The sequence below is a fragment of the Parvularcula sp. LCG005 genome, assembly GCF_032930845.1.
In the GTDB taxonomy this organism is placed as follows: domain Bacteria; phylum Pseudomonadota; class Alphaproteobacteria; order Caulobacterales; family Parvularculaceae; genus Parvularcula.
This window is the reverse complement of sequence record NZ_CP136758.1, coordinates 1,992,332-2,003,502: the sequence shown is the minus strand read 5'-3', so window position 1 is coordinate 2,003,502 and position 11,171 is coordinate 1,992,332. Positions and strand designations below refer to the sequence as shown.

The following is an 11,171-nucleotide window of genomic DNA, read 5'->3' as shown; positions in this document are numbered from 1 at the left end:
AGTGCGATGCGTCACCAAGACCCCTCCGTCTTGAAGTTCAGCAGCGCTCGCCCACCCGATTTTTGCCGTCAATCGATATGTAGTCTATCGCATATTTATCGAATAACAGCTAAATTCAACCTCTCATAATGAGAAATATGCCACAATTTTTCAGTGCTGGCCTGACAGGCCGCGCCGAGATTGCAGTCTTTCACCACACAAATCGGTAAGATGTGGTTAGCCAAAACTGAAATTGTCTCAGCACAACGTCGCAAGATGCTGTTCGGCAAGGGAAAGAAGGTGGAGGCCACGCCCGGAATCGAACCGGGGTACACGGATTTGCAATCCGCTGCGTCACCACTCCGCCACGTGGCCATCCCTGAACAAAAGGGTGGTGAGGTCGGGACGGATACGACGATGTGGGGGCGGGGTCAAAGGGAAAAGCGCACGGTTCAGCCTTTGCTCTTCCAAAATTAGTCGAGCCCGCGTATCCCGCCCCGCAAATGGACGCCAACTGAACGAAAAAGACGAGATCAATGGACACGGTCAAAGCCCGCAAAAGCATGGTCGACAGCCAGGTACGCCCGAACGACGTGCCGGATATCCACCTTCAGGTGGCGATGGAGACCGTGCCGCGTGAGATTTTCGTGCCGGCAAACAAGCGGGCGCTGGCCTATGTCGAAATGGACGTGCCGCTTTTTGACGGACGCTGGCTGCTGAAGGCGCGGGATTTCTCCAAGCTCATTCACGCGGCGAAGATCAAGCCGACGGACCTCGTCCTGGATGTGGGCTGCGGATACGGATATTCCGCCGCGATCATGGCCCATCTTGCCTCTGTCGTCGTCGGCGTGGAGGCGAATGCAGAGGCGATCGAAAAGGCAGAGCAGGTGCTCGCCGATCTCGCGCTCGACAATGTCGCCATGGTGCAGGGGGACCTTCCTGCCGGTGTGCCGAGCCAGGGGCCGTTCGACGTCATCGTCGTGGCCGGCGGCGTGACCACAGGCCTCGAGCCGCTTCTTCAACAGCTTCGTCCGGATGGCGGTCGGCTGGTCACAATAATTGTGAAGAAAGGCGTCGGCGTTGCGACGCTGATCACGCGCTCGGGCGATTCGTTCGGCCATCTCCCGCTGTTCGAAGCGCATCCGTCGGGTATTCTTCCCGGTTTTGAAGCGCCAGCGACCTTCCAGTTTTAAAGAATGATTAACGGCGCAAGCCTTTGTTAACCATTTGTTGATAAGTATTACCCGGTTCTGGCGCACGCTGGAGGCGCAATTCTCTTGCCCTGCACGCCAAACGCGGTGATGTTCTGTGCTGAAACACAATTATAAAAGGGATCGTAGCGGTATGGCGAGCGCGCAATCCGAACCCAGTATGGACGAAATTCTGGCATCGATCCGTCGGATCATATCCGAGGACGAGGAATCGCAGCCTGCGGCCCGCAAGACGGCATCCCGTCTTGAGACCCTGACGCTCGACGATGACATGACCGACGATGAAGACGACTTGTCGTCCGATGATGAACTGGAAGCGTCCCATGACGGCGACGCGGAAGACGAGTTTTCCGTCGAAGACTCGCTGGACGATTTCAGTGACGAAGAAGAGGGCGCCGAGATGGCGGCCGAGACCTCAGAATATGAGCCGGAGACGGCCCCCCAGCCAAAGGACAATGCCATGGCAAAGTCAGCCGTTGCCGAAGAACTGACCGAATCCCGCGTCGCTGCTGCGCTGTCGAGCGCCAATGTGGGCTCGCTGATCAGCGATGATGTTCAGGAAAAAGTGGCCAACACTTTCGGATCGTTCGAACAGAATGTGCGGATCTCGTCGGGCAGCAGCCGCACGATGGAAGACATTGTCGAAGCGATGCTGGCCCCCATGGTCAAACAATGGCTCGACGCGAATCTGCCACGGATTGTGGAAGAAAAAGTCGAAGAAGAAGTCCGTCGCATTGCACGGCGTCGCGGTTAGTCATTCGTCCTTAACGCGGCGCGTGCTTTAACGGGTCATTGATGTGAGCCTCGGCTCACCTTACCTGCTTGCGACCCAGAGTATGGCGCGCCGGTTCTCGGCTGCGCTTTTTTAGCCGGAGACGACGATGAGAGACCCCCACGACATTTACATGAATACGCTCGTACCGATGGTGATCGAGCAGACGAGCCGCGGGGAGCGCTCTTTCGACATCTATTCCCGCCTTCTCAAGGAACGGATCATTTTCCTGTCCGGTCCGGTGCATGATCAGATTTCGACGTTGGTCGTGGCTCAGCTTCTGTTTCTTGAGGCCGACAATCCGAAGAAGGATATCGCCATCTACATCAACAGCCCGGGCGGATCCGTCACCGCCGGTCTCGCGATGTACGACACCATGCGGTATATCCGCCCCCAGATCTCGACCATGTGTATCGGCCTTGCCGCCTCCATGGGCTCGCTGCTGCTGACGGCCGGCGACAAGGGCATGCGTTTCAGCCTGCCAAACTCCCGCATCATGGTTCACCAGCCTTCGGCTGGCTTCCAAGGGCAGGCCTCGGACATTGAGCGTCACGCGATGGACATTATCGCGACGAAAAAGCGCCTCAACGAAATTTATGTTGAGCATACGGGCCAGGACTACGAAACCATTGAGCGGACCCTTGATCGGGATACGTTCATGACGCCGGAGCAGTCCAAAGAGTTCGGGCTGATCGACGAGGTCATCGAAAAACGCACGTCGGCTCCCGCGGCCGAATAAGGGTTGTAGACGGCGACAGGGCATTCACCCTGCGCCGTCCGTAAAAAACCCTATATAAACGAAAAGGCGGGTAGGGTTACACGGCGTTAGATTGCGTGACCGGCCCGGATCATGCACAGTCAGGTTGATATGAATAGTTTTGTGACGGTCGCCGTGGCGGGCTCGGCGTTCCAGGGCCAGGGAGCTCCCCATGAGTAAAGTTGGCAATCAAGGTGGATCAGGCGGACCAACCGGCAGTACCGGTGGTTCCGGTGGCGATGGAAAGAACACGCTGTACTGTTCGTTCTGCGGCAAGTCGCAGCACGAAGTGCGCAAGCTGATCGCCGGACCGACAGTTTTCATTTGTGATGAGTGTGTCGAACTCTGCATGGATATCATCCGTGAAGAGTCCAAATCGAGCCTTGTGAAGTCAGGGGACGGTGTGCCGTCGCCGCAGCACATTCACCAAGTGCTGGATGATTATGTCATCGGCCAGTCCTACGCCAAGCGCGTGCTTGCCGTCGCCGTGCACAACCACTTCAAGCGCCTGAATCACGCCCAGAAGAATTCTGACGTCGAATTGGCGAAGTCCAACATTCTGCTGGTGGGCCCAACGGGTTCCGGCAAGACGTTGCTCGCCCAGACGCTCGCGCGCATTCTCGATGTGCCCTTTACGATGGCCGACGCCACGACCCTGACCGAAGCCGGTTATGTGGGCGAGGACGTTGAAAACATTGTCCTGAAGCTGTTGCAGTCGGCCGATTACAACGTTGAACGCGCCCAGCGCGGCATCGTCTATATCGACGAAATCGACAAGATCAGCCGTAAGTCGGACAACCCGTCCATTACGCGCGATGTGTCGGGCGAGGGTGTTCAGCAGGCACTGCTGAAAATCATGGAAGGCACCGTTGCATCCGTGCCGCCACAAGGTGGCCGGAAACATCCGCAGCAGGAATTCCTGCAGGTCGACACGACGAACATTCTGTTCATTGTCGGCGGCGCCTTTGCGGGTCTCGACAAGGTCATTGCCAATCGCGGTGAGGGCGCTTCGATCGGTTTCAATGCCGAGGTGAAAGAGCTTGATGACCGCCGCGTTGGCGACATCCTTCGCGAGGTCGAGCCGGAAGATCTGCTGAAATTCGGTCTGATCCCTGAATTTATCGGTCGTTTGCCGGTTATCGCGACGCTGGAAGATCTGGACGAGGATGCCCTGGTTCAGATCCTGACATCGCCGAAGAACGCGTTGGTCAAACAGTATCAGCGACTCTTTGAGATGGAAGATACCAAGCTGACCTTCACCGAAGATGCGCTGAACGCGGTCGCCAAGCGCGCCATCAAGCGCAAGACCGGTGCCCGTGGTCTTCGTTCCATCATGGAAGGCATCCTGCTGGATACCATGTTCGACCTGCCAACCCTCAAGGGTGTTGAAGAGGTCGTGGTCAATGACGACGTCGTTAATGGACGCGGCACACCAATGTATGTGTACTCCGAAGGCGGAAAGAAAACGGCCGAGAAATCAACGGCCTGATTGAGCCCTTTCAAATCAGACATGAAGCCCCGATCGTTGATCGGGGCTTTTTTTGTCGTTCACACACCTTGTCGGTGGAGGGAACCCGGCGTCTCCACTCCGCGTTTCTTCACCAAAGGAGATACGTCATGGAACGAGCAAAAATGTACGGCCTGGGGTTTGTGGTGCTGATGGTCGGGCTGGTCTGGCTCGCCTTTACATTGGGGGCACCGCCGCTCTTCATCGCAATCGGCGTTCTGATCGTGGGCGGTCTTGGTATTATGAGCGCTGCGGTAAAGACCAAGCGCGCATCCAGTGTTCGGATCGATTCGTAATGACGCTTCCGGATCAAAACAACCCCCGCAGTCTAAGAGCCATTTTTGCCAATTACCGGCTCATCCGCTGGCTCATCCTCCTGACGGCGCTTGTCATTCTCGCCACCATCTCGGGTCTGCCCCGCGAAGTCGTGGTCGTAGGAACGATCCTCCTAGTCGGGATCGGTGCCATCTGGCTCAGCCATAAGGTGCGGCGAGAACCGGTGAGCACGCCGCGACCCGATACTCGGTAGGTCCCTGACCCTAAATAAAAGGCGCCCACGAAGGGCGCCTTTTTGATTCCCGAACCGGTACGCGTAGCTTTTCTTCTTCAGTCCGCGATGGAAATTACTGATTTGAACATCTCGTTCCTCAGCTGCGAAGACGAGGCGAGGGGTCAAACTATTTCCACATTCAAAAAACCGCTTTCTTCAGTTTTTACGACATGAAGCAAGTCCGTGTTCACAAGAGAGCTTAACGCGCAGCCTGGGCTGGAAGCAGTTGCCAGCCTTCACTTGTGAGATGTTCGAGGGGGCCGAACCGCCGCTTGTAATCCATCTTGCGTGAGCCTTTCACCCAGTAGCCGAGGTAGACGTAAGGCAGTCCCAGCTCTCGCGCATAAAGAATGTGATCAAGGATCATATAGGAGCCGACAGAACGGCCCTCATCATCGGGGTCGAAGAAGCTGTAGACCATGGACAGGCCGTCCCGCAGACGGTCCGTCAACGCGCCGGCGACGAGGCGCCCGTCATCATCACGGTATTCAAGAATAAGCGTGTCGACGGGCGTCTGTTCGACCATCGCGGAGTAGTCGAGCACGGTCATGTCCGCCATCCCGCCATCGCCGTGGCGTGTATCGAGATAAGCACGCAGGACGGAGAACTGCTCAGACGTGGTGCGCGGTGGGCGCGGCGTGCGCGTCAGGTCAGCGTTGCGGCGAAGGGGACGGCGCCATTTCTTCTCATCAAAATCATCAACCCGGACCCGAACCGGCCGACAGGCCTGACAACGGTCACAGGCTGGCAGATAGGCGATGTTTTGTGACCGACGAAAACCGCGCTGGCTCAGAATGGCATTCAGATCTGCCGCGCCTTCACCGCCCAGAAATGTGAAAATCTTGCGCTCCTCACGGCCGGGCAGATAGGGGCACGGACTGGGAGCGGTCAGGAAGAATTCGCTGCTGGATGACGGAAACGGTTTAGTCATTCGGTCTTTTATACTCACTCATACTCAAACGCATATACCAAAGAGGGGTGCTAGAGCATTCCCTGCGCGCCAAAATAGATCGGCGCGACGATGGTGTAGACGATCCACAGGACGACGATCAGTGGTACACCAAAAGTGATAAAATCTCGGAAGCGATAATGCCCGGGAGCCATGACCAGCAAATTTGTTTGGTAGGCGACAGGTGTCGCGAACGAACAGTTGGCCGCATAGATCACGGTCAGGACAAGCACGGCTGGGTCCATGCCGGCTGCGGTGCCGGCACTGACCGCAATCGGCGTGAACAGAACCGCCGTGGCATTGTTTGACAGAACGTTGGTCAGGCAGGCGGTCAGCAGGAAGAAGGCCGACAGGAGGACGACATTGCCGCCCGGACCATTGGCGAGCGGGGTCAGCAGGGTACCCAGATAGGCGGCGCCCCCGGTTCCTTCCATCGCAGCGCCCATGGCGAGCGCAACGCCGATCAGAAGATAGACCCGCCGATCGATTGCGCGTGCGGCTTGCCGAACGTTCAGGCAGCCCGTGGCGACCATAGCCGCGGCGCCGACAACAGCGGCGATGGCGATCGGCACAATGCTGAATGCTGCCAGGAACACGATCGACAGGAAGATCAACCCGGCGTTGCGCGCGTGATCCGGATCAGGGACCTGCGTCATCGACTGCTCGAGCATCAGGATGTCACGGTCACCGCGCAGACGCCGAATATCCGTACGATCGCCAAGGATGAGAAGCACGTCACCCGCTTCAAGACGAATCGAATTCAGCTCCGAGCGGATCATGCGGCTGCGCCGCTGAATACCGACAATCACGCAATTGGTCTGAAACCGGAAACGGATCTGACTGATCGACCGGCCGATAATGCGGGAGCCCGGCGCGACAATGGCCTCCACCATGGACAGCTCGCCGCCTTCGCCTTCGGGCGTCTCGACCTCTCCCATGAAACCGGCCAGCAATTGGCTTTTCGTCTTCAGAAGGCGGGTCAGGGAATCGCGCGTGGCCGCAATGACCACCCGGTCATGCAGGCGCATCGTCACATCGTCGAAGGGCGGCAGGAGGATCTCTTCCTTGCGCTGGATGAGCCGGACGGTGACGTTCTTCAGGGTCGGGAACAGCCCCGCGACGGACTTCTCGCCAATCAGCGGGTTGCCGCGATCAAGGGTGAGTTGGGCGAGGAATTGCCGGCCGTCGGGGGCGCTGAGGCTCTCCCCGAACCGGTCAGGCAGGAAGTACTTGGTCGCAATGGCAAGGTAGATACTCCCCGATGCCGCCAGGATGAGGCCCATCGGCATGAGTGAGAAAAAGCCCAGCTGAATGCCGGTGGAATTATAATAGGCCTCCACCGCCAGAAGGTTGGTGGAGGAACCGATGGTGGTGGTCATGCCGCCCAAAATCGACATGAAAGACAGTGGCATCATCAGCCTGGAGGGGGCGATGCCGCCCTGCGCGCCGACGGCCGCCATGATCGGAATGAACATCACCACGACCGGCGTATTGTTCAGAAACGCACTTACCAGCATGACGAAGATAAAAATGCCGATCACCGCGTACTGCCTGAATCGGGCATGGGCACCGATCAGCATACGGGTCGGCCAGTCGAGCGCGCCGGACTGATACATGCCCTGACCGACAATCAGCAGCCCGAGAATGGCGAACAGGGCCGGACTGGCAAAGCCGGAGAGCAGTTCCGCCTCGTCGAGCTCGTGTCCGTTCACCTGTTCGGTGATCGGGAAAAAATGGAAAAAGACAAGAAAGAAGGCGAGCGTCAGCGCGCTGACCAGCTCCAGCGAAAATCGGTCAAGAGAATAGGCGACAATGGCGACGGCAATCGCGCCAAGGGTCACCCACATCTGCCATGTGACAGCAATGTCTTCCATCGGGTCTCAGGCTGTTATGATTTATACAAAAGGGGAAGGGACAAAACGTCCGGTGACGCTAACGATGTCGCTTGTGGTGAATTGTGAGTGACGCCAACCTGGTCTAACGCCTTCTGATGTCTGATCCATATCGCGGCCATAAAAACGCCTTTTCCCGCTACACAACAGGTGTCACCGTCGTGTCGTGCCTTCCCGATGGCCATGAGCCACTGGGTATAACCGTAAACAGTTTCACTTCCGTGTCCCTGGAGCCGACGCTGGTTCTGTGGTGCCTCGATCGGCGATCCAGTGTTTTCGGCCACTTCATGAGCGCTGATAATTATGCGGTCAGTATTCTGAACGCCGCTCAGCAGCCGCTCTCTATACGGTTTGCGACACCGGGACGCCACAACTTCCTGCCCGATGAGACCGAGAGTTTTGCAACGGGGGCACCGCTGCTGAAGGACCGGCTTGCCGGTTTCGACTGTCGGATCTGGGATCGGAAGGATGCCGGGGATCACGTGATCCTGATCGGCGAGGTCGTCCATCACGACTATTCGGACGACGAACCGCTGATCTATTCAGGACGCCAGTATCTGCAGGGACGGCCAATCGGCAGCAACTGATCAGAGATCGCGGGCGATCCAGCCCGCGGCGTCGATCGCGTAATAGCTGATGATCATGTCGGCACCGGCCCGCCGGAAGCAGTGCAGCGCCTCCAGTGCGGCAGCCTCAAAATCAAACGCGCCGGCCTCTGCCGCACAGCGCAGCATGGCGTATTCGCCTGAGACCTGAAACGCAGCGACCGGAACGGCGAACGCATCTTTGACGCGGCGAACCAGGTCGAGATAGGGAAGGCCGGGTTTGACCATGAGCATGTCGGCCCCTTCCTGTACATCCATCGCGGCCTCACGCAGGCCTTCGGCGGAATTGCGCGGGTCCATCTGATAGGTCCGCTTGTCCCCCTGCAGGACGCCGCGAGACCCGATGGCATCGCGATAGGGTCCGTAAAATCGCGAGGCATATTTGACCGCGTAGGACAGGATCAGCCGGTCCTGATAGCCCGCCTTGTCCAGCGCCATACGGATCGCCCCGATGCGCCCATCCATCATGTCTGATGGCGCGACCACGTCGAAACCGGCCTCCGCCAGCACCACGGCCTGCTGGCAGAGAAGGGCGACGGTTTCATCATTCAGGATCACGCCATCGCGCAGCAGACCGTCATGGCCGTGATCGGTATAGGGGTCGAGCGCCACATCGCCGATCAGGCCGATCTCAGGAACCGCTTTCTTGATGGCCCGGGCCGCCCGCGCCATGAGATTGTCACTCGACAGGGCGCCAGAGCCTGTCGCGTCGCGATCTTCAACACTGGTATAGGGAAATAGCGCCAGCGCGGGCACACCGACCGCCGCGGCACGCTTGGCCATCTCCACCGCTTCATCAACGCTGCTGCGAAGGATGCCGTCCATCGCCGTGATCGGACCTGAGGGTGCGTCGTCTTCACGCAGGATCACGGCCTGAACAAGATCCTGGGGGTTAATATGGCTCTCGGCCACGAGCTGACGGATCCATTGGGCCTGACGGGTACGGCGCAGCCGGGTCGTTGGAAATCGTCCAGAAAAATCGCGATCGGTCATGGGGCTCAGTATTTCACTAGGTTAACGACAAAACGAACAATATTTATCTCAACATTTACCGACGTTTAGGGGTGTTGGGATATTGTCGTCATTGAAGAGGTATTTCGACAGGTGTGTAGGTGATGCGGTCAAATCTTTCGGTAACGTCAGTAGCAGACGATGCAGAGCCATCAACGGAGCTTGAGGGCTCCTATTTGAAGCTCCTTACATTGATTGAGCGCCTGCATAGGCAATTGCTCGATGTGATCAAGGATGAGCTCGATCGTATGGGGCAGAAAGACATCAATGCCGTGCAGGCATTGCTGCTCTACAATATTGGCGATGCCGAGCTGACAGCCGGTGAGCTACGCACACGCGGGCATTATCTGGGGTCCAATGTCTCCTACAACCTGAAAAAGCTGGTTGAGGCAGGCTATATTTCCCACAAGCGCTCCAATGCCGATCGGCGTTCGGTGCGCGTCTCCCTGACGGATGAAGGCCTAGATGTGCGTGAGCAGCTCTCCGCCCTGTTCCAGCGGCATCTTGGCTCTGTGGAAAAGGTCGGCGACGTTGCGGTGCCAATGGTCAAGACAACCAACCTGACGCTTGAGCGCATGGAACGGTTCTGGGCCGATCAAATCCGCTTCCAGCTCTGATCACGGATGTCGGGATTGTCCCGACGAAATTAAGGCGATGGCTGCACGGTTGTGTATAGGCCGCGTCTGATGCCTATGATATCCGGACCCCGACATGGGATTCGATTACAAAGCCGCGTTTGATCACTCCCTCTCTGCCATCAAGGCCGAGGGGCGATATCGCGTGTTCGCCAATCTTGAACGCCAGCGCGGCAATTTTCCCATAGCGACCCGATATAGGGAAGACGGTTCAGCACAGGATGTCGTGGTCTGGTGCTCCAATGATTATCTGGGGCTCGGGCAGGATCCAGACGTGCTGGCCGCCATGCACAACGCGCTCGATGATGTCGGTGCTGGTGCCGGGGGCACCCGGAACATTGCCGGGACCACGAAATATCACGTGGCGCTGGAGAAGGAGCTGGCCAGCCTTCATGATAAAGACAGTGCACTGCTGTTTACATCTGGCTATATTTCCAACGAAGCGACCCTGTCGAGTTTTTCGCGTCTGTTGCCGGGCTGCGTGATCCTTTCCGATGAGCTGAACCACGCCTCGATGATACAGGGCATTCGCGGCGGACGCGGACCAAAGCTGATCTGGCGCCACAATGACGCCGCTCACCTTGATGAACTTCTCTCCTCCCTGCCTGCTGATGTGCCCAAGGTCGTCGCCTTTGAGAGCGTCTATTCCATGGATGGCGATTTTGCGCCCATCGCCGACATTCTCGATGTGACGGAAAAGCATGGTGCCTTCACCTATCTTGATGAAGTGCACGGCGTAGGGCTGTACGGAGAAAAAGGCGGTGGCCTTGCCCAGCAGCTTGGCCTGTCGGACCGGATCGACTGCATCGAGGGCACACTGGGCAAGGCATTTGGCATCATGGGTGGATACATCACGGGTGATGCGTCCATGGTCGATGCGGTTCGGTCCTATGCGTCAAGCTTCATATTCACGACGGCGCTGTCACCGGTGCTGGTGGCCGGCGCTATTGCTTCTGTCCGTGCGCTGAGGGATGGGCAGGACCTGCGTCGTCATCATCAGGCGCAAGCGCAGCAACTAAAGGACAAATTGCGGGCGGCCCGTCTGCCCGTCATGGATAGCCCCAGTCACATTGTGCCCCTGTGGGTCGGCAATGCGGTTCAGTGCAAGGCGGTGTCGGATATCCTGCTTGATCGGTTCGGCATTTACGTGCAGCCAATCAACTACCCCACCGTGCCGAAAGGGACTGAGCGCCTTCGGTTCTCACCATCACCGCTGCATACGGATGAACAGGTCGAGGCACTGGTCAGTGCTCTCAACACCATCTGGTCAGAGCTTTCACTGGCACGCGCTGCGGCCTGACCC

12 protein-coding genes and 1 tRNA gene are annotated in these 11,171 nt (G+C 57.9%); 9 read left to right on the top strand and 4 right to left on the bottom strand.

Going from position 1 to position 11,171, the window contains the following annotated elements:
* Positions 1-280: 280 nt before the first annotated feature.
* Positions 281-354: transfer RNA gene (locus tag RUI03_RS09505), tRNA-Cys, on the bottom strand.
* Positions 355-515: 161 nt separating this feature from the next.
* Between RUI03_RS09505 and RUI03_RS09500 the strand changes: the two genes are divergently transcribed.
* The 6 genes from RUI03_RS09500 to RUI03_RS09475 all read left to right on the top strand — a co-directional run bounded on the left by RUI03_RS09500 (position 516) and on the right by RUI03_RS09475 (position 4,755).
* A complete protein-coding gene (locus tag RUI03_RS09500; RefSeq protein WP_317287221.1) occupies positions 516-1,172 on the top strand; it encodes a protein-L-isoaspartate O-methyltransferase in 657 nt (218 codons plus the stop codon).
* 151 nt (positions 1,173-1,323) lie between these two features.
* The gene (locus tag RUI03_RS09495; RefSeq protein ID WP_317287220.1) at positions 1,324-1,944 is read left to right on the top strand and encodes a DUF2497 domain-containing protein; all 621 of its coding nucleotides are present in this window, start codon (positions 1,324-1,326) and stop codon (positions 1,942-1,944) included.
* Between the two features lie 127 nt (positions 1,945-2,071).
* Positions 2,072-2,701: an ATP-dependent Clp protease proteolytic subunit gene (locus RUI03_RS09490; RefSeq protein ID WP_410795865.1), complete on the top strand. Its 630-nt coding sequence runs from the start codon at positions 2,072-2,074 to the stop codon at positions 2,699-2,701.
* A 190-nt stretch (positions 2,702-2,891) separates the two neighbouring features.
* Positions 2,892-4,208: an ATP-dependent Clp protease ATP-binding subunit ClpX gene (clpX, locus tag RUI03_RS09485; RefSeq protein ID WP_317287219.1), complete on the top strand. Its 1,317-nt coding sequence runs from the start codon at positions 2,892-2,894 to the stop codon at positions 4,206-4,208.
* 128 nt (positions 4,209-4,336) lie between these two features.
* The gene (locus RUI03_RS09480) at positions 4,337-4,522 is read left to right on the top strand and encodes a hypothetical protein (RefSeq protein ID WP_317287218.1); all 186 of its coding nucleotides are present in this window, start codon (positions 4,337-4,339) and stop codon (positions 4,520-4,522) included.
* Positions 4,522-4,755, top strand: a complete 234-nt coding sequence (locus tag RUI03_RS09475) for a hypothetical protein (protein WP_317287217.1) — start codon at positions 4,522-4,524, stop codon at positions 4,753-4,755. The genes RUI03_RS09480 and RUI03_RS09475 overlap by 1 nt, the downstream gene beginning before the upstream one ends.
* Before the next feature lie 220 nt (positions 4,756-4,975).
* Here RUI03_RS09475 and RUI03_RS09470 read toward each other — a convergent pair whose 3' ends face one another.
* Both RUI03_RS09470 and RUI03_RS09465 read right to left on the bottom strand, forming a co-directional pair.
* Positions 4,976-5,707, bottom strand: coding sequence for an arginyltransferase (locus RUI03_RS09470; RefSeq protein ID WP_317287216.1), 732 nt, complete (start codon positions 5,705-5,707; stop codon positions 4,976-4,978).
* A gap of 50 nt (positions 5,708-5,757) precedes the next feature.
* The gene (locus tag RUI03_RS09465) at positions 5,758-7,599 is read right to left on the bottom strand and encodes an SLC13 family permease (RefSeq protein WP_317287215.1); all 1,842 of its coding nucleotides are present in this window, start codon (positions 7,597-7,599) and stop codon (positions 5,758-5,760) included.
* A gap of 116 nt (positions 7,600-7,715) precedes the next feature.
* Between RUI03_RS09465 and RUI03_RS09460 the strand changes: the two genes are divergently transcribed.
* A complete protein-coding gene (locus RUI03_RS09460) occupies positions 7,716-8,204 on the top strand; it encodes a flavin reductase family protein (RefSeq protein ID WP_317287214.1) in 489 nt (162 codons plus the stop codon).
* Here the strand turns inward: RUI03_RS09460 and hemB are convergent, their stop codons facing one another.
* Positions 8,205-9,215 (bottom strand): porphobilinogen synthase, encoded by a 1,011-nt coding sequence (gene hemB / locus RUI03_RS09455; protein WP_317287213.1) that lies wholly within the window; start codon positions 9,213-9,215, stop codon positions 8,205-8,207.
* 122 nt (positions 9,216-9,337) lie between these two features.
* Here hemB and ldtR point away from each other — a divergent pair, with 122 nt between their 5' ends.
* Both ldtR and hemA read left to right on the top strand, forming a co-directional pair.
* Positions 9,338-9,850: a transcriptional regulator LdtR gene (ldtR, locus tag RUI03_RS09450; RefSeq protein WP_317287212.1), complete on the top strand. Its 513-nt coding sequence runs from the start codon at positions 9,338-9,340 to the stop codon at positions 9,848-9,850.
* Between the two features lie 94 nt (positions 9,851-9,944).
* Positions 9,945-11,168: a 5-aminolevulinate synthase gene (hemA, locus tag RUI03_RS09445; RefSeq protein ID WP_317287211.1), complete on the top strand. Its 1,224-nt coding sequence runs from the start codon at positions 9,945-9,947 to the stop codon at positions 11,166-11,168.
* The last annotated feature ends 3 nt before the right edge of the window (positions 11,169-11,171 follow it).